Below are 17,336 nucleotides of genomic sequence, written 5' to 3'. Positions count from 1 at the left end.
CCCTCGTTTTAACCGCCCAATGCATCCTCGAGGAATGCGGCGAGCTGCGACAGATGCTTGGACATCAGGCCCGTCGCCGGCGAGGCGGCGGCCGGACGGCCGGTATAGCGGACGCGCTGGTACTTCGCGTCGATATGGGCGAGCACCCATTCGAGGAAGGGGTCGATAAACGACCATGCGCCCATGTTCTTCGGCTCTTCCTGGCACCAGACCATCTCGGCATTGCGGAAGCGCGACAGCTCGTTGATCAGCGCCTTTGCCGGGAACGGATAGAGCTGTTCGACACGCAGGAGATAGATGTCGTCGATGCCGCGCTTTTCACGCTCTTCGAGAAGATCGTAATAGACCTTGCCGGAGCACAGGACGACGCGGCGGATCTTGTTATCCTTCTGCAGCTTGATCGGGCCGTCCTTGATCACCTCGGCATCGTCCCAGAGCAGGCGATGGAAGGCGGATTCGCCGGCCATTTCGGCAAGCGTCGAGACCGCCCGCTTGTGGCGCAGCAGCGACTTCGGCGTCATCAGGATCAGCGGCTTGCGGAAGTCGCGCTTCAGCTGCCGGCGCAGGATGTGGAAGTAGTTCGCCGGCGTCGTGACGTTGGCGACCTGCATGTTGTCTTCCGCGCAAAGCTGTAGGAAACGCTCGAGGCGGGCCGAGGAGTGTTCCGGACCCTGACCTTCATAGCCGTGCGGCAGCAGGCAGACGAGGCCCGACATGCGCAGCCACTTGCGTTCGCCCGACGAGATGAACTGGTCGAAGACCACCTGCGCGCCGTTGGCGAAATCGCCGAACTGCGCTTCCCAGAGCGTCAGCGCATTCGGACGGGCGAGCGAATAGCCATATTCGAAACCGAGCACGGCCTCTTCCGAAAGCATCGAATTGATGACTTCGTAGCGCCCCTGCGTCGGCGAAAGATTGGCGAGCGGGATGTAACGCTCTTCGGTTTCCTGATCGTAGAGAACCGAGTGACGCTGCGAGAAGGTGCCGCGTTCGCAATCCTGGCCGGAGAGGCGGATCTTGCTGCCTTCGACGCAGAGCGCGCCGAAGGAGAGCGCTTCGGCCATCGCCCAGTCGATACCCTCGCCGGTAGCGATCATGTTGGCGCGGTTTTCCATGAAGCGCTGGATCGTGCGGTGCGCGTTGAAGCCCGCCGGGATCTCAGAGAGCTTGCGGCCGATCTCCTTCAACGTCTTCATCGGCACGGCGGTCTTGCCGCGGCGCTGCTCGTCGGCATTGTCGGCCGTGCGCAGGCCCGACCACTCACCGTCCAGCCAGTCGGCCTTGTTCGGCTTGTAGTGCTGGCCGGCTTCGAACTCCTGCTCGAGATGGGCGCGCCAGTCGGCCTTCATCTTCTCGACTTCACCGTCGGTGAGCAGGCCCTCGGCGACGAGGCGGGCCGCATAGAGCTGCAGCACGGTCTTGTGGGCGCGGATCACCTTGTACATCTTCGGCTGCGTGAAGGACGGTTCATCGCCTTCATTGTGGCCGTAGCGGCGGTAGCAGAACAGGTCGAGCACGACCGGCTTGTGGAACTTCATGCGGAATTCGGTGGCGATCTTCGCCCCATAAACCACCGCTTCCGGATCGTCGCCGTTGACGTGCAGGATCGGCGCCTCGATCATCTTGGCGACGTCGGACGGATAGGGCGACGAGCGCGAGAAGGCCGGGTTCGTGGTGAAGCCGATCTGGTTGTTGATGATCACGTGCATGGTGCCGGCAACGCGGTGGCCGCGCAGACCGGAAAGGCCGAGGATTTCGGCAATGACACCCTGGCCGGCAAAGGCCGCGTCGCCGTGGATCAGCAGCGGCAGCACCTTGGCGCGTTCCGAAAGCGGGATGATGTCGCCGTCCCAGACGGTGGCATTCATGTCCTGCTTGGCGCGGGCCTTGCCCATGACGACGGGATCGACGATTTCGAGATGCGACGGGTTCGCCGTCAGCGAAACGTGGATCTTGTTGCCGTCGAATTCGCGGTCGGAAGAGGCGCCGAGATGGTACTTGACGTCACCCGAGCCCTCGACTTCATCAGGAGCAGCCGAGCCGCCCTTGAACTCATGGAAGATCGCCCGGTGCGGCTTGCCCATGACCTGGGAGAGCACGTTGAGGCGGCCGCGATGGGCCATGCCGAACACGGCTTCCTTGAGGCCGAGATGACCACCGCGCTTGAGGATCTGCTCCAGCGCCGGGATCAGCGATTCGCCGCCGTCGAGACCGAAACGCTTCGTGCCCTTGAACTTGACGTCGAGGAACTGTTCGTAGCCTTCGGCTTCGACGAGCTTGGCAAGGATCGCCTTCTTGCCTTCCGACGTGAAGGCCACACCCTTGTCCGGTCCTTCGATGCGCTCCTGGATCCAGGCTTTTTCTTCCGGATTGGAGATGTGCATGAATTCGACGCCGAGGGTCGAGCAATAGGTGCGCTCGAGGATTTCGATCATCTCGCGGAGCGTCGCATATTCGAGGCCAAGCACATTATCGATGAAGATCTTGCGATCGTAGTCGGCGGCCGTGAAGCCGTAATTTTCGGGCGAAAGCTCGTGATAGTCTTCGACCGCGGCAGCAATGCCGAGCGGGTCGAGCTTGGCGTGCAGGTGGCCGCGCATTCGATAGGCACGGATCATCATGATGGCACGCACGGAATCGCGCGTCGCCTGCAGCACCTCGGTGCTGTCGGCAGGCTTACCTGCAGCTTCGGCCTTGGCCTTGACCTTGGTCTCGATGACCTTTTCGACGATGCCCCAATCACCGTCGAGCGCCGAGACGAGATCGCCGCTTGCCTGAAGCGGCCAGTTCTTCTTGCGCCAGGAAGCGCCCTTGGCCGCCCTTTTCACATCGCTGGGATCCTCCTCCAGCGCCTTGAAAAAGGACCGCCACTGATCGTCGACCGATGCCGGATCTTCTTCGTACCGCGCGTAAAGCTGCTCGATATAGGCAGCGTTGGCGCCATCCAGAAACGAGGTGATCTGAAACTGCTCGTTGGCTTCTTGCCGTGCCATGGTGATATGCGGACGCTTCCGTCCGCCTCCTGACTTTGATGAATTTGCCGGCTTGACGGCCGGCTGTCGCATTCCGATTGCCGCCTGTCCGCGGCGCATCTGCTGTCTCGTGTTGTCGAGGCCGGGCGGAAGGCGCAGATGCCGTTCCTCCGCCCGGTCTATATAGGTGGCTTAGCCCTTGAGGACTTCAACCAGCGTCTTGCCGAGGCGGGCCGGAGAGGGCGATACCTTGATGCCTGCCGATTCCATCGCCGCGATCTTCGATTCCGCATCGCCCTTGCCGCCGGAAACCACAGCGCCGGCATGGCCCATGGTGCGGCCCTTCGGCGCCGTACGACCTGCAATGAAGCCGGCCATCGGCTTCTTGCGGCCCTTCTTGGCTTCGTCCTTGAGGAACTGCGCTGCGTCTTCTTCAGCCGCACCACCGATTTCGCCGATCATGATGATCGACTGGGTCGCTTCATCGGCCAGGAACATTTCCAGGACGTCGATGAACTCGGTGCCCTTGACTGGGTCGCCGCCGATGCCGACGGCCGTCGTCTGGCCGAGACCTTCATTGGAGGTCTGGAACACGGCTTCATAGGTCAGCGTCCCCGAGCGGGAAACGATACCGACCGAACCCTTGCGGAAGATCGAACCCGGCATGATGCCGATCTTGCACTCTTCCGGCGTCATGATACCCGGGCAGTTCGGACCGAGCAGGCGCGACTTGGAGCGGTCGAGACGAGCCTTGACCCGCACCATGTCCATGACCGGTATGCCTTCGGTGATGCAGGTGATGAACGGGATCTCGGCGTCGATCGCTTCGATGATCGCATCAGCGGCTCCTGCCGGCGGAACGTAGATGACCGTCGCGTTGGCGCCGGTCTTTTCCTTGCCCTCGGCAACGGTTGCAAAGATCGGCAGGCTTTCGCCCTTTGCGCCGGTCCAGGTTTCGCCACCCTTCTTCGGATGGATACCGCCGACCATCTGCGTGCCGTAGTAAGCAAGCGCCTGTTCGGTGTGGAACGTGCCGGTCTTGCCGGTCAGCCCCTGAACGAGGACCTTGGTGTCTTTATTGACGAGAATAGACATTCTTTCAGATCCCTCAAAATTAGCCGTTGATCGCCGCGACGATCTTCTTGGCCGCATCGTCCAAGTCGTCAGCCGCCGTGATCGCCAGACCCGACTCGTTCAGGATCTTCTTGCCGAGCTCGACATTGGTGCCCTCAAGGCGCACGACGAGCGGAACCTTGAGGCCGACTTCCTTGACCGCGGCAATCACGCCCTCGGCAATGACGTCGCACTTCATGATGCCGCCGAAGATGTTGACGAGGATGCCTTCGACCTTGGGGTCTGCGGTGATGATCTTGAAAGCTGCAGCAACCTTCTCCTTGCCGGCGCCGCCGCCGACGTCGCAGAAGTTAGCCGGCTCCTTGCCGTAGAGCTTGATGATGTCCATGGTCGCCATGGCAAGGCCTGCACCATTGACCATGCAGCCGATGTTGCCGTCGAGCGCGACATAGGCGAGATCCCACTTCGAGGCCTCGATCTCCTTGGCGTCTTCTTCGGTCTCGTCGCGCAGCGCTTTGACGTCGTCGTGACGGAAGAGCGCATTGCCATCGAAAGACATCTTTGCATCGAGGACGCGCAGGTGGCCGTCCTTCATGACGATCAGCGGGTTGATCTCCAGCAGAGCCATGTCCTTCTCGCCGAAGGCCTTGTAGAGCATCGGGAAAAGCGTCTTGGCGTCTTCGGCGGCAGCACCCTCGAGCTGAAAAGCCTTGGAGATCGCAGCAACGTCGGCAGCCGTCACGCCGGCTTCCGGATCGATGGCGATCGTCTGGATCTTCTCAGGCGTGTTGTGGGCGACAGCTTCGATGTCCATGCCGCCTTCGGTGGAGACCACGAAAGCCACGCGACCGACCGAGCGGTCGACCAGCAGCGAGCAATAGAGCTCGCGAGCGATGTCGGCGCCGTCTTCGATGTAAAGGCGGTTGACCTGCTTGCCGGCTTCGCCGGTCTGCGCCGTCACCAGCGTGTTGCCCAGCATTTCCTTGGCATGGGCGACGACTTCGTCGATCGACTTGGCGAGACGCACGCCGCCCTTGGCATCAGGGCCGAGCTCCTTGAACTTGCCCTTGCCGCGGCCGCCGGCATGGATCTGGCTCTTGACCACGTAAAGCGGACCGGGAAGCGACTTGGCGGCAGCCTCGGCTTCTTCAACCTTGAGAATAGCCACACCTTCGGCAACCGGCGCGCCATAGCCCTTCAGCAGAGCCTTGGCCTGATATTCATGAATGTTCATGGGTGTATCCCTGTTTCGATTACTTCAGCCCAGCGACTACTTGAGGGCAGGCGCGATGTTGATGCAGGCTTCGCAGAGACCGGCGACGGCGCCGACGGACTTGTCGAAGGCTTCCTTCTCGGTCTTGTTGAGATCGATCTCGATGATGCGCTCGACGCCGCCGGCGCCGATGACGGTGGGAACGCCGACATACATGTCCTTGACGCCGTACTGACCGGAGAGATGGGCCGCGCAGGGCAGAACGCGCTTCTTGTCCTTGAGGTAGGATTCGGCCATCTCGATCGCCGAGGCGGCCGGCGCGTAATAGGCCGAGCCGGTCTTCAGCAGGCCGACGATTTCGGCGCCGCCGTCACGGGTGCGCTGGATGATCTCTTCGAGGCGCTCTTTGGTGACCCAGCCCATGGTGACGAGATCGGTGAGCGGAATGCCGCCGACCGTCGAATAGCGGGCGAGCGGCACCATCGTGTCGCCGTGGCCGCCGAGAACGAAGGCCGTGACGTCCTGGACGGACACGTTGAATTCCTTGGCGAGGAAAAGACGGAAACGCGAGGAGTCGAGAACGCCGGCCATGCCGACGACCTTGTTGGCCGGAAGGCCGGAAAACTTCTGCAGCGCCCAGACCATGGCGTCGAGCGGATTGGTGATGCAGATCACGAAAGCGTTCGGGGCATATTTCTTGATGCCGGCGCCGACCTGCTCCATGACCTTGAGGTTGATGCCGAGAAGGTCATCGCGGCTCATGCCGGGCTTGCGGGCGACGCCCGCCGTGACGATGCAGACGTCAGCGCCTTCGATCGCGGAATAGTCGCTGGCGCCCGTCAGATTGACGTCGAAGCCTTCGACCGGCGATGACTGGGAAATATCGAGACCCTTGCCCTGGGGAATGCCGTCCGCGATGTCGAAGAGAACGATGTCGCCCAGTTCCTTCAGGCCGGCGAGGTGCGCCAGCGTGCCACCAATCATGCCAGAACCAATGAGTGCGATCTTGTTACGCGCCATTTCGCTGTTTCCTTTGCGATCAAATTCGACGAACGGACGCGCAAGGCACCGCCCAATGACGCAATCGCATAGACCCAAAGCCTAAAAATGGCAATCCATTAATTTTGATGCAGCATTTTCAATCGTTTAGATACAAAAATTCTTACGTAAACGTAAGGTATTCTGTCACCAAATTGTTACTCTGCGGCGCGTTTTTCATGGTGCAGCGCAAGATATTCCGCACTGCGCATTTCGAACAGTCGCGATGCCGTGCGGTCGAATTCGAAGCCCTCGGTACCGCGGCGGTGCAGCAGCAGTTCCTCCGGCATGGCCGCCGCGGAAATGTAAAGCCGCACGGCATGATCGTAGAACGTATCGACAAGAATGATAAACCGTTTGATCTGGTTCCGCTTTTCCGGCCCGAGCAACGGAATGTGATCGAGGAAGACCGTATCGAAACGCTCGGCTATGGCCAGGAAGTCGACCGCCCCGAGCGGTTTGTCGCAAAGATCGGCGAAAGTAAAGCGCGCCATGCGGTCGACGGCGAGCGGCACATGGATGTGGCGCCCCTTCATCGGAATATCCAGCGGCTGCGCCTTGCGCCCATGCAGCGCCTGCGTCCAGGACGCATCCATTGCCATGTCGTTATGCTCGTTGATCGGGACCAGATAGACCGGCTGGCTGCTTAGCTTCTCCATCCGGTAGTCGGTCGGCGAATCCAGGGTGACGACATCGACATGCTGCTTGAGCAAGTCGACGAAGGGCAGGAAGAGGCCGCGATTGAGACCATCCCGGTAGAGATTGTCGGGCTCGACGTTCGAGGTCGCGACCAGCACGCATCCGCGCGCGAAAAGCTCGGAGAACAGCCGCGACAGGATCATCGCATCGGCGATGTCGGTGACCGTGAACTCGTCGAAGCAGAGCAGTTCTGCCTCGTCGTAGAGCGCTGCGGCGACCGGCGGCATCGGATCGGCCTGCCTGGTCTCGCCGTTCTTGAGCTTCAGCCGGTGCGCCGCGATGCGGTTGTGCACATCTGCCATGAATTCGTGGAAATGCGCCCGGCGTTTCTTCCGGCATGGCGCCATGGCGAAAAACATGTCCATCAGCATGGTCTTGCCGCGCCCGACGCTGCCGTGGATATAAAGCCCCTTGATGCCGTCGGCGGATTTCTTCTTGGCGGCAAACAGCCAGCCGAGCGCGCTCGATTTTGCCGCCGGCCGCCGCTGCTTCAGCCCGGCGAGCACCCGGTCGAGGCTCTTTGCCACGTCTAATTGAGCGGAATCGACCTGGAGCGCGCCCGATGCGGTCAGCGCTTTAAGCTGTTCGCAGACGCTGAGCGCATAATCCGGCATTGGTTGCATGAGGGCATATCCGCCTGTCAGTCAACGGCGGAGACCCGCCGGAACATTTACCGGCTGAGACTGATCGACTGGCCTGTGCTCGTCTGTCCCTCAAAACGGTTATCTGCCGTCTTGTAGACGCTGCCGAGCTGGTTGCCCGAGCGGTCCTTGAGCAGCACCTGCTTGCCGGCGACCTCCCAGGAGCCCATCGCCGTCAGCTCGCCGACGCAGCCACGCGTTCCGCCGCGCGATCCGCTGCCGAGATTGGTCAGCGTCAGGAACATGTCGCAGCTGCCGTTGACACGCCAGCTTCCGACCATCGATTCCTTGGTGATATCGAGCGCATTCGCGGCCATTGCGCCGGGCTGAGCGCCCGGCATCGGCGCCGTCGCCGTCGGCGCGGCCGGAAACTGCGAGCTGCCGGTCGGCGGCGGAAGCTGCCCGCCCTGCACCGAGGGAACGGGCTGCGCCGTCAACGGCGCCGGGCCGGCACTGGCGTTGGAGCTGTAATCATATGCCGTACGCTGACAACCGGCTAGCGACAGAACCACCACCAGACCTGTCATCGCATATCGCAACTGCATCATCATACTCCTGAATTCGGCCATCGCCGTAGAGAAACGGGCGTGAGACAAGTCCGATTATCGTAATTCGCTTTGGTTAATCAAGTCGGGCGGCATAAATTGCCCGTGACAACAACTAACCAAAAAACGATACAGTTCAACTGTCCCGCTGCAAAACTTCCTGCACATAGAATTTGTCAGCAAGGTGGTGCGCGCGTTCATCTCTGTCAGGATCCCTGTCGAACTCACCCAATATCCCGGAATGGCGCTCCAGCGCACCCTGCAGAGGGATTGCACCAGCACCGATGCAGAGGCCTTGTTCGCGCACCGAGGCAAGCCACGACCTGATCTCGGTGACGGCTTCGGGATCGAAGCCGTCTATCCCCGCCATCGGTACCGAGGCTGATCAAACGCGGCGCTCGACCATCATCTTCTTGATTTCGGCGATCGCCTTGGCCGGGTTGAGGCCCTTCGGGCAGGTCTGCGCACAGTTCATGATCGTGTGGCAGCGATAGAGGCGGAACGGGTCCTCGAGATTGTCGAGGCGCTCGCCGGTCGCCTCGTCTCTGGAATCGATCAGCCAGCGATAGGCCTGCAGCAGAACGGCCGGACCGAGATAGCGGTCGCCATTCCACCAATAGCTCGGACAAGAGGTCGAGCAGCAGGCGCAGAGGATGCATTCATAGAGGCCGTCGAGCTTCTGCCGGTCCTCGTGGCTCTGCTTCCATTCCTTGGCCGGCGCCGGCGACACCGTCTTCAGCCACGGCTCGATCGAACGATGCTGGGCATAGAAATTGGTGAGGTCCGGAACCAGATCCTTGACGACGGGCAGATGCGGCAGCGGATAGATCTTCACCGCACCCTTGATATCGTCGAGGCCTTTGGTGCAGGCGAGCGTATTCGTGCCGTCGATATTCATCGCGCAGGAGCCGCAGATGCCCTCGCGACAGGAGCGGCGCAGCGTGAGCGTCGGGTCGATCTTGTTCTTGATGTAGAGCAGACCGTCGAGCACCATCGGGCCGCAATCGTCGACATCGATGTAGAAGGTATCGATCGACGGGTTCTGACCGTCGTCCGGGCTCCAGCGGTAGACGCGGAACTCGCGGGTGTTCGTCGCACCCGCCGGCTTCGGCCAGACCTTGCCTTCGCGCATCTGGGAGTTTTTGGGGAGAGCGAGTTCAACCATAGTAAGATCCTAGTTTGCCGACAGGAATTCTGTCTTCACATAACCCTTGCAACCGCCGAACACAGCGTTGCTGGCACGAACGAAGGCCACTGCACCAGAACGTTCCAAAACATCTGCTTTAGTTCCGGGTCGAACCACACAAGCGAGATACTTGGACATGAACTGATTGCCGACAACCAGGGAATCGTGGGCAGCCTTAGCCGCTTTGGCCGAATTCCAAACTCCAACTTCGTTACTTGTGGCGGCACCGACGCCGCCTGGAGCTCGCAACTTGTAGTGATCGGCCGGCAAGGCAGAGGACGACACCATCAAGGTAACCGCGACAATCGAGAGAAAGACAGCTTTCTTCATTTTAGTATACACGTGCCTTCGGCTCGATCTTGTGCGGATCGATGCCTTCGGCAATGAGCTCGGTGTGAACCGGCCGGTAGTCGAGCTTGACGTCGCCTGCCTCGTTGACCCAGGCGAGCGTGTGTTTGCGCCAGTTGACGTCGTCGCGGCCGGCGAATGCACCCTCGGTATAGTCTTCGCGTGCATGCGAACCGCGGCTCTCCTTGCGGGCCTCGGCGCCGTAGATCGTCGTGATGGCGTTGGCCATCAGGTTCTGCAGCTCCAGCGTCTCGACCAGATCCGAGTTCCAGATCATCGAGCGGTCGGTGACCTTGATGTCCTTCATCTCGCCCCAGATCGCCGAGATACGCTGGCAGCCGGATTCCAGCGATTCCTGCGTGCGGAAGACGGCGGCGTCTTCCTGCATGGCGCGCTGCATCTTCTCGCGCAGTTCCGCCGTCGGCGTGCCGCCGCTGGCATGACGCAGACCGTCGAAGCGGTCCATGATCTTGTCGCAGGCTGCGACATTGAGATGCGGGATCGGCGCAGCGCGGTCGATCACCTCGCCGGCGCGGATCGCAGCGGCCCGGCCGAAGACCACGAGGTCGATCAGCGAGTTGGAGCCGAGGCGGTTGGCGCCGTGCACCGAGGCACAGCCGGCTTCACCCACGGCCATCAGACCGGGGATGATCCGTTCCGGATTGGCACCGTCGGCGTTCAGCACTTCGCCCCAATAATTCGTGGGAATGCCGCCCATATTGTAGTGAACGGTCGGCAGAACCGGGATCGGCTCGCGCGTGACGTCGACGCCGGCGAAGATCTTAGCGCTCTCGGAAATCCCCGGCAGGCGTTCATGAAGAACGGCCGGATCGAGATGATCGAGATGCAGGAAAATGTGGTCCTTCGCCTTGCCGACACCGCGGCCCTCGCGGATTTCCAGAGTCATGCAGCGCGAAACGACGTCGCGCGAGGCAAGGTCCTTGGCCGAAGGCGCGTAACGCTCCATGAAGCGCTCGCCCTCGGAATTGACGAGATAGCCGCCTTCGCCGCGCGCGCCTTCGGTGATCAGACAGCCCGAACCGTAAATGCCGGTCGGATGGAACTGGACGAATTCCATGTCCTGCAGCGGCAGGCCGGCGCGCGCCACCATGCCTCCGCCGTCGCCGGTGCAGGTATGGGCTGATGTTGCCGAGAAATAGGCGCGGCCGTAGCCGCCGGTCGCCAGCACTACCATCTTGGCGGCGAAGCGGTGGATCGTGCCGTCATCGAGGCACCAGGCGACGACGCCGATGCAGCGGCTGCCGTCTTCCGACATGATCAGGTCGAGCGCGAAATACTCGATGAAGAATTCGGCATTGTTGCGCAGCGACTGGCCGTAAAGCGTATGCAGGATGGCGTGGCCGGTACGGTCGGCGACGGCGCAGGTGCGCTGTACCGGCGGGCCTTCGCCGTAATTCTGCATATGGCCGCCGAACGGGCGCTGATAGATCTTGCCTTCCTCGTTGCGCGAGAACGGCACGCCGTAATGCTCGAGCTCATAGACCGCCTTCGGCGCTTCCATAGTGAGATATTGCATGGCGTCAACGTCGCCGAGCCAGTCGGAACCCTTGACGGTGTCGTAGAGGTGCCACTGCCAGCTATCCGGCGTCATGTTGCGCAGCGAAGCGGCGATGCCGCCCTGGGCCGCGACCGTGTGCGAGCGGGTCGGGAAGACCTTGGTGATGCAGGCCGTGCGGAAACCCTGCTCGGCCATGCCGAGCGTGGCGCGCAGCCCGGCGCCGCCGGCGCCGACGACGATCACGTCGTAGGAGTGATCGACATACTTGTAGGCTTTGCCATTCTGGGCGGGTGAAGTCGGTGCCATGTCAGTCTATCCTACGAATGCGATTTTCAGAATGGCGAAGAGACAGAGGCCGGCAATCAGGATCGCAAAGAACGTGTTCAGCATCAGGAGAGCGATCTTGCCGAACTCGCCATGCACGTAATCCTCGATGATGACCTGCATGCCGAGCCTCATGTGAATGACTCCGGAGATCACCATCAGCCCCATGACGACCGCGACGAAGGGGTTCGACAGCGCGCGAACCACATCCGCATAGGGCGCGCCGGCATAGGCGAGCATGAAGATGACGAAGAACAGGATGAGCGGAACATTGGCGACGGCCGTCAGCCGCTGGCGCCAGAAATGGTCCGTGCCGTCCTTGGCGGAGCCGAGCCCGCGAACCTTGCCGAGGGGGGTGCGCATATCCATGAGAGGACCTTCAGAAGCGAATGAGGAAGCCGATCACCCAGACCAGCACGGTCAGACAGAGCGACCCGATGATGTTGGCGATGGCGAGCTTGGTCGAGAATTCTTTCCCGAAGCCATAGCCGAGATCCCACATGAAGTGGCGGAAGCCGCCGAGCATGTGGTGCAGCAGCGCCCAGGTATAGCCGAGAAGCACGAGCTTGCCGAGAAGGCTGCCGAGCACCCAGTTGGCCCAGTCATAGGAGCCCTGGCCGCTTGCCGCCGCGATCAGCCACCAGGCGACGAGCAGCGTGCCGACGTAGAGCGCGCCGCCGGTAATGCGGTGGACGATGGACATGACCATGGTGGGAATAGGCTTGTAGATTTGCAGATGCGGCGATAGGGGCCGGTTATTTGTCACGTTCGCCATCAGAACCTCGCGGCGGCTTCTCTGCGCTCCCGGATTTCGGAGCATGCTCAGTCAACCACACGAATGACAAAATTCTCTGTGTGCGTTGCATCAATTGCGACGTTTAATCACCGGGAACGCCGACGACAAGCACAATCGCTGTCTGCTTTTAATTTAATCGATTCGCGTTACCGGGAAGTTTGCAGGCTAAAGAAACTGGTCTCTTCCGCTCAAATTTTGTGCCGGTTGTCGGACCTGAATGGACAAGCGCCGCCTTTTGGCGCAATCTGGCGTTAACGATTTGTTAGGGATCGGAATTCCGGAGGCCGGCCACCCATGTTTCGCAGTCTGTCCGCAGTCGCCCTGCTTGCCCTGTCCGCACTCGCTGCACTTCCCGCCGAAGCCGGCGACCGCCGTCATGATCGTCGCTTTTCCGACCACCGCCACGCTTTTCATGGCGGACTGCTTCTCGGCGAACGTGTGAACTGGCGCAATCGCGGCATCCGTTTCGACAATGCCTATCGATATCGGAACCGCAAAGAACGGATGCCGTTCCTGAAACAGTTTTCATCGCCGGCGACCAATCGCGTCACCCGCAACAATATCATCGTCGTCGTACCCCAGGCGCAGAGTGACCGCGGCGACACCTATGCTGGTACGTCTTACGTCTATCAGGCCGATGGCGGAACCTATGTCGGTGGCGAGCGCTATGGCTTCTATCCTCCCGCGCGGCCTGAGCCGCTGGCCCCGAAAGCGAAAGTCATCGATATTGCAGTGCAGGACGATCCCTGTGCCTATGAGGCCAATGTCTGCGTCATCCGGCCTTAGAGCATGTCGCGCAAAGTGTGCCGCGGTTTTGCGACAACGACATGCGTGAGAACAAAGACCTAAAGCGCGAGGAGCGAATTTGAAAGATTGCGACGCGCTTTAGGGCACGATGACGAACATAGGCGGCTCAAATGTGCCCGGCCCCACTCTTTCGTGACGCGGCTACGTCAATACGGATGGCGCACATCGGCGGGAGATTCGTGTCCTCAAACGTCGCCCGCCGTGGCGTTCCGCTATCCGGCATCCAAGCATCCCAGGCTCTGTTCATTTCCTCGAATGAGGCAAGATCCCTGAGCCAGATGTTGGCGAGAATGATTTCTGACTTGTCGGTACCTTCGCGCAGCAGCATGTCATCGATGCGCTCCAGTATTTCGTTGGTCTGCGCCGTCACGCTCGCTCCCCGCGTGAGGTTTGCAACTTGGCCAGGCAGATAGGCGGCATCCGCGAGGAGAGTTTCGTCAACTTTGGCTTGCCCCATCATCGTATTCGCAGACTTCCATCAATGCTCGAGATTGGGCCGTCGACCCTTCATGGATCACTGTGGGGCTTCGCTGGCCACTCCGGTAGAGGGAATTAAATTGACCCGATATAATGGAAGCTGAACGCTCCTAAAGCATGTCGCGCAAAAGTGTGCAGCGGTTTTGCGACAACGACATGCGTAAAAACAAAGACCTAAAGCGCGACAGCGAATCTGAAAGATCGCGACGCGCTTTAGAACATGATGTCCTCCGAAAACCGATCACACTTTTCGGCATCATGCTCTAGCTGGACAATATGGCCGTATGCCGCGAAATGAAGTCCACAAGGTAGCGCGCGCCTTCGGCCGTATCGGGTTGAGCATAGAGACCGATCTCGATGCGCACCGGACCGGGCAGATCCGCCGATCTGTCAAGCGTCCGGCAGCCCTCCGGTTTCGTGGTGAGCATCATTGGCGCGATACCGATACCGACGCGAACCGCGGTCGCCATGGCGACCAGCGTCGATGCGACACACGCCGTCTTCCATTTGACGTTCCGCTGGGACAGCGCCGCAATCGTCGGGAGCGTCCAGGGACACTCCTCCTCGAACATAATGATGGGAAGCGGTTTTTCTGCATCCACCACGAAGTCGGATCTGACCGTCCACATCAAATATTCGGTCCAGATCAGGGTCGGTTTTCGCGAGAGGCAGGTGATGTCGCAAACCACGAGATCCAGCTTCCTGTCTTCAAACAGTTTGGCGAGGCGGCGATTCGGCTCGACAATGATGTCGATCTCGACCTTCGGGTTCTGGGCTCGGAAGTCACTAAGAATGTCGATCAGGTGGCCGGCTGCGAAGTCCTCAACGACGCCGAGGCGAATGCGGTCCTCGATCATCTTGCCTGTCAGCCTTTTCCCGACCTCGTCGCTGAGGGCGACCATTTCGCGGGCATAAGCCAGCATGATCTGCCCATGGCTCGTCAGCTCGAGGCCTTTTGACGAACGCGAAAACAGCGTAACGCCGACAAGCTCCTCCAGCTTGCGGATCTGCATGCTCACGGCCGCCTGCGTTCTGTTCAGCTTGACGGCTGCTCCATTGACGGTGCCGATCTCCGCGACGGTCAGAAATGCACGAAGCAGATAGGAATCAAGATCAAGCATCAGAAGCCGCATTCCATACTTTGTGGCGCTCGAGAGCCGAGGGCCTCTCTGCCCGTAAGTGGATATTGGACGAACCATGTCCTTCCGGCAACTGGTGACCCTTAGCCCCCGGGCGCAGTGCAGGCTGCGGCCCCATCAATGCCAGCTTATCGCGCGAAGAGAACGCATGCCTCGGGCGGAATGGAAACGCTGATCTCCTGCCCGCGAGCGAAGGCTATGTCTGCGCGGTTCGGGCAAGCCGAGATTATGCGGTCGCCACTGACGAGGTCCAGAACGACATGCCTGAAGGCACCGAGTGTCACGACGTCGGCAGACTGCTTGGAGGTTACCAACCGCGGTAGTGGGAAAATTCTCGCCGGGTTATAAAGTTTTCTGAATATACCGATGGACGCGCTAGCCGCATCGCGGAGCCTCGGCAGACCTAGTCTATCAAGAATCGTTATATCCCCTCTCGAATTTTCGCGGTTCCAAGAAAAGCGGGCGGCGCCGATGATGATGGCAGCATCAATACCGTGGGAGCCTGCCTTGACCATTGACCGGGATTTTCTGGAAGACTTGAGAAAGCGCTTCGGCAACGCTGCAGGCGGGGAGATGGAAGATCCGCACTTCCGCGCCGTGGCGGCGAGCGTATTCAAGGACGGCGACAGCCGCAAATGGCCCTTCGCCGATCCTGCGACCTTTCTGGATGCCCGTTTCATCGAGAACGGTTTGCGGCCCGAGGTGCTTGAGGCGCTTGACGTGGCTTTGATCGGCGTGCCGATGGACCTCGGCGTCACCAATCGCGCCGGCGCGCGGCTAGGCCCGCGGGCCGTTCGGGCGGTCGAGCGTGTGGGGCCTTACGAGCATGTTCTGCGTGTCGCGCCGATGGGAGGGCTAAGGGTCGCCGATGTCGGCGACGTGCCGATGCGCAGCCGGTTCGGCCTGGCCGAGTGCCATGCCGACATCGAGGCCTGCTACCGGATGATCGCGGCAACCGGGGTTATCCCGCTGTCGGTCGGCGGCGACCATTCGATCTCCGGCGCCATTCTCAAGGGCCTGGCGGCCAGCCAGCCGGTAGGCATGATCCACATCGACGCTCATTGCGACACCGCTGGTCCCTATGAGGGCTCCAAGTTCCATCACGGCGCGCCCTTCCGCGAGGCGGTTCTGGCAGGCGTGCTCGATCCAAAGCGGACGATCCAGATCGGCATCCGCGGCGGCGCCGAATATCTCTGGGAGTTCTCCTTTGCCTCCGGCATGACCGTCATTCACGCCGAAGAGGTGGCGGAGATGGGGCTCAAGGCCGTGATCGCAAAGGCTCTGGAGGTTGTCGGCGCCGGTCCGACCTATCTCAGTTTCGACGTGGACAGCCTCGATCCGGCCTTCGCTCCGGGAACCGGCACGCCAGAAGTCGGCGGGCTTCAGCCGAGGGAGGCCCTAACCCTGCTGCGCGGCTTCAAGGGCATCAACCTCGTCGGTGGCGACGTCGTGGAAATCGCGCCGCAATACGACAACACCACCAACACCGCGCAGATCGCCGCGCAGGTCCTTTTCGAACTCCTGTGCCTCGCGATGTTCAGTCCCGCGGTCAGGACAAAGGTGACCTGAGAACCAGCTCCACAACGGCAGCGTGCCTCGTGCCCGCTGCCATCCATCACCTGTCGCACAACACGTCTCAAAAAGGGGAACGACATGACTGCTCTTATGAAATTGCGCTACACCGCCACCGCGGCAATTGCCGTATTCGGCATCCTGGCAGGGGCCGCGCAGGCCGACGAACTTGCCGATATCAAGGCCGCAGGCGAGATAAACATCGGCATCTTCTCCGATTTCCCGCCCTTCTCTTCGGCAAGCGCCGATATGAGCATCAAGGGCTATGACGTCGACGTCGCCCAGAAGATCGCCGACGGGCTCGGCGTGAAACTCAATCTCGTCAGTGTTACCGGCCAGAACAGGATCGCCTACCTGAACGACGACCGTGTCGACCTGCTGATGAGCGTCGGCTATTCGAAGGAGCGTGCCGAGGTTATCGATTTTGCCGCCGCGTACGCCCCCTACTATATCGCCGTCATCGGTCCGGCTGCGCTGAAGGTGAGCGGCAAGGAAGACCTCGCCGACAAGACCGTTGCCGTCAATCGTGGGACGCTCGAAGACACGTCGCTGACGGCCGTCGCCCCCGGCTCGGCTGCGATCCAGCGTTTCGAGAACTATAATTCGGTCATCCAGGCCTTCATATCCGGCCAGACCCAGTTGATGGTCGTCGGCAACGATGTCGGTGCGCAGGTCCTGGCACGACAGGACGAGCTGAAGCCGGAGCAGAAGTTCCAGCTCCTCAGCTCCCCCTCGCACATCGCGCTCCGCAAGGGCGAGGAAGGCCTGAAGAAGGCTGTCAATGACAGCGTCGCCGCAATGATCGCCGATGGTTCGCTCGACGCAAGCTCGAAGAGCTGGCTGAAAGCGCCGCTCAACCCTGAAAACCTGAAGGACTGACGAGCACCGCCTCCCACTCACCAACGCATGATGCCGAAAACTGCAAGCGATTGCGGTGGCATCATGCTTCAATTCTTTGGTTGAGAGGCGGATCGGGATTTCGGGCC

17 protein-coding genes and 1 pseudogene are annotated in these 17,336 nt (G+C 60.9%); 3 read left to right on the top strand and 15 right to left on the bottom strand.

Annotated features, from left to right (window positions below; translation table 11 throughout):
* Positions 1–8 precede the first annotated feature (8 nt).
* From G9X68_RS24555 to sdhC, 12 genes are all read right to left on the bottom strand, one after another.
* Positions 9–2,993, bottom strand: coding sequence for a 2-oxoglutarate dehydrogenase E1 component (locus tag G9X68_RS24555; RefSeq protein WP_171604608.1), 2,985 nt, complete (start codon positions 2,991–2,993; stop codon positions 9–11).
* Between the two features lie 171 nt (positions 2,994–3,164).
* Positions 3,165–4,067: a succinate--CoA ligase subunit alpha gene (gene sucD, locus G9X68_RS24550; protein WP_065281498.1), complete on the bottom strand. Its 903-nt coding sequence runs from the start codon at positions 4,065–4,067 to the stop codon at positions 3,165–3,167.
* A gap of 19 nt (positions 4,068–4,086) precedes the next feature.
* A complete protein-coding gene (gene sucC / locus G9X68_RS24545; protein ID WP_171604607.1) occupies positions 4,087–5,280 on the bottom strand; it encodes an ADP-forming succinate--CoA ligase subunit beta in 1,194 nt (397 codons plus the stop codon).
* Positions 5,281–5,316: 36 nt separating this feature from the next.
* Positions 5,317–6,279: a malate dehydrogenase gene (gene mdh, locus G9X68_RS24540; RefSeq protein WP_003543522.1), complete on the bottom strand. Its 963-nt coding sequence runs from the start codon at positions 6,277–6,279 to the stop codon at positions 5,317–5,319.
* Positions 6,280–6,455: 176 nt separating this feature from the next.
* Entirely contained in the window at positions 6,456–7,619 is a 1,164-nt protein-coding gene (gene zapE / locus G9X68_RS24535; protein WP_171604606.1) for a cell division protein ZapE, read from the bottom strand.
* 47 nt (positions 7,620–7,666) lie between these two features.
* Positions 7,667–8,182, bottom strand: coding sequence for a protease inhibitor Inh/omp19 family protein (locus G9X68_RS24530; protein WP_171604605.1), 516 nt, complete (start codon positions 8,180–8,182; stop codon positions 7,667–7,669).
* A gap of 136 nt (positions 8,183–8,318) precedes the next feature.
* On the bottom strand, positions 8,319–8,552 hold the full coding sequence (locus G9X68_RS24525) for a hypothetical protein (protein ID WP_244956240.1): 234 nt from the start codon (positions 8,550–8,552) through the stop codon (positions 8,319–8,321).
* A 15-nt stretch (positions 8,553–8,567) separates the two neighbouring features.
* The gene (locus G9X68_RS24520; RefSeq protein ID WP_088677571.1) at positions 8,568–9,347 is read right to left on the bottom strand and encodes a succinate dehydrogenase iron-sulfur subunit; all 780 of its coding nucleotides are present in this window, start codon (positions 9,345–9,347) and stop codon (positions 8,568–8,570) included.
* Positions 9,348–9,356: 9 nt separating this feature from the next.
* On the bottom strand, positions 9,357–9,698 hold the full coding sequence (locus G9X68_RS24515) for a succinate dehydrogenase (RefSeq protein WP_171604604.1): 342 nt from the start codon (positions 9,696–9,698) through the stop codon (positions 9,357–9,359).
* Between the two features lies 1 nt (position 9,699).
* Positions 9,700–11,541 (bottom strand): succinate dehydrogenase flavoprotein subunit, encoded by a 1,842-nt coding sequence (gene sdhA / locus G9X68_RS24510; RefSeq protein ID WP_171604603.1) that lies wholly within the window; start codon positions 11,539–11,541, stop codon positions 9,700–9,702.
* Between the two features lie 6 nt (positions 11,542–11,547).
* Positions 11,548–11,928 carry a succinate dehydrogenase, hydrophobic membrane anchor protein gene (sdhD, locus tag G9X68_RS24505; RefSeq protein ID WP_171604602.1) on the bottom strand — a complete coding sequence of 127 codons (381 nt, stop codon included), beginning with the start codon at positions 11,926–11,928 and terminating at the stop codon, positions 11,548–11,550.
* 10 nt (positions 11,929–11,938) lie between these two features.
* Positions 11,939–12,334, bottom strand: coding sequence for a succinate dehydrogenase, cytochrome b556 subunit (sdhC, locus tag G9X68_RS24500; protein ID WP_012559217.1), 396 nt, complete (start codon positions 12,332–12,334; stop codon positions 11,939–11,941).
* Between the two features lie 315 nt (positions 12,335–12,649).
* Here sdhC and G9X68_RS24495 point away from each other — a divergent pair, with 315 nt between their 5' ends.
* Positions 12,650–13,141: a hypothetical protein gene (locus G9X68_RS24495; protein WP_171604601.1), complete on the top strand. Its 492-nt coding sequence runs from the start codon at positions 12,650–12,652 to the stop codon at positions 13,139–13,141.
* Between the two features lie 127 nt (positions 13,142–13,268).
* Here G9X68_RS24495 and G9X68_RS24490 read toward each other — a convergent pair whose 3' ends face one another.
* From G9X68_RS24490 to G9X68_RS24480, 3 genes and pseudogenes are all read right to left on the bottom strand, one after another.
* Positions 13,269–13,622: a RidA family protein gene (locus tag G9X68_RS24490; protein ID WP_171604600.1), complete on the bottom strand. Its 354-nt coding sequence runs from the start codon at positions 13,620–13,622 to the stop codon at positions 13,269–13,271.
* Positions 13,623–13,902: 280 nt separating this feature from the next.
* Complete coding sequence (locus tag G9X68_RS24485; RefSeq protein WP_171604599.1) at positions 13,903–14,772, bottom strand: LysR family transcriptional regulator; 870 nt, start codon at positions 14,770–14,772, stop codon at positions 13,903–13,905.
* Positions 14,773–14,906: 134 nt separating this feature from the next.
* Positions 14,907–15,071: pseudogene (locus tag G9X68_RS24480) on the bottom strand (TOBE domain-containing protein); the annotation flags it as partial.
* A 214-nt stretch (positions 15,072–15,285) separates the two neighbouring features.
* On the opposite strand from G9X68_RS24480, the gene speB reads away from it, so the two are divergent.
* Complete coding sequence (gene speB, locus G9X68_RS24475; protein ID WP_171604598.1) at positions 15,286–16,347, top strand: agmatinase; 1,062 nt, start codon at positions 15,286–15,288, stop codon at positions 16,345–16,347.
* An 84-nt stretch (positions 16,348–16,431) separates the two neighbouring features.
* The gene (locus G9X68_RS24470; RefSeq protein ID WP_129421968.1) at positions 16,432–17,229 is read left to right on the top strand and encodes a transporter substrate-binding domain-containing protein; all 798 of its coding nucleotides are present in this window, start codon (positions 16,432–16,434) and stop codon (positions 17,227–17,229) included.
* Positions 17,230–17,336: the final 107 nt, after the last annotated feature.

It is taken from the genome of Rhizobium changzhiense (assembly GCF_013087625.1).
GTDB lineage: Bacteria > Pseudomonadota > Alphaproteobacteria > Rhizobiales > Rhizobiaceae > Rhizobium > Rhizobium sophorae.
Note: the sequence above shows the minus strand (reverse complement) of the source record. Positions and strands in the feature narration are given on the sequence as shown.

Bases quoted from the DNA above. Each gene is read 5' to 3' on its own strand.
- G9X68_RS24555 (WP_171604608.1), bottom strand. From the start codon at position 2,993: ATGGCACGGCAAGAAGCCAACGAGCAGTTTCAGATCACCTCGTTTCTG.
- sucD (WP_065281498.1), bottom strand. From the start codon at position 4,067: ATGTCTATTCTCGTCAATAAAGACACCAAGGTCCTCGTTCAGGGGCTG.
- sucC (WP_171604607.1), bottom strand. From the start codon at position 5,280: ATGAACATTCATGAATATCAGGCCAAGGCTCTGCTGAAGGGCTATGGC.
- mdh (WP_003543522.1), bottom strand. From the start codon at position 6,279: ATGGCGCGTAACAAGATCGCACTCATTGGTTCTGGCATGATTGGTGGC.
- zapE (WP_171604606.1), bottom strand. From the start codon at position 7,619: ATGCAACCAATGCCGGATTATGCGCTCAGCGTCTGCGAACAGCTTAAA.
- G9X68_RS24530 (WP_171604605.1), bottom strand. From the start codon at position 8,182: ATGCAGTTGCGATATGCGATGACAGGTCTGGTGGTGGTTCTGTCGCTA.
- G9X68_RS24525 (WP_244956240.1), bottom strand. From the start codon at position 8,552: ATGGCGGGGATAGACGGCTTCGATCCCGAAGCCGTCACCGAGATCAGG.
- G9X68_RS24520 (WP_088677571.1), bottom strand. From the start codon at position 9,347: ATGGTTGAACTCGCTCTCCCCAAAAACTCCCAGATGCGCGAAGGCAAG.
- G9X68_RS24515 (WP_171604604.1), bottom strand. From the start codon at position 9,698: ATGAAGAAAGCTGTCTTTCTCTCGATTGTCGCGGTTACCTTGATGGTG.
- sdhA (WP_171604603.1), bottom strand. From the start codon at position 11,541: ATGGCACCGACTTCACCCGCCCAGAATGGCAAAGCCTACAAGTATGTC.
- sdhD (WP_171604602.1), bottom strand. From the start codon at position 11,928: ATGGATATGCGCACCCCCCTCGGCAAGGTTCGCGGGCTCGGCTCCGCC.
- sdhC (WP_012559217.1), bottom strand. From the start codon at position 12,334: ATGGCGAACGTGACAAATAACCGGCCCCTATCGCCGCATCTGCAAATC.
- G9X68_RS24495 (WP_171604601.1), top strand. From the start codon at position 12,650: ATGTTTCGCAGTCTGTCCGCAGTCGCCCTGCTTGCCCTGTCCGCACTC.
- G9X68_RS24490 (WP_171604600.1), bottom strand. From the start codon at position 13,622: ATGATGGGGCAAGCCAAAGTTGACGAAACTCTCCTCGCGGATGCCGCC.
- G9X68_RS24485 (WP_171604599.1), bottom strand. From the start codon at position 14,772: ATGCGGCTTCTGATGCTTGATCTTGATTCCTATCTGCTTCGTGCATTT.
- G9X68_RS24470 (WP_129421968.1), top strand. From the start codon at position 16,432: ATGACTGCTCTTATGAAATTGCGCTACACCGCCACCGCGGCAATTGCC.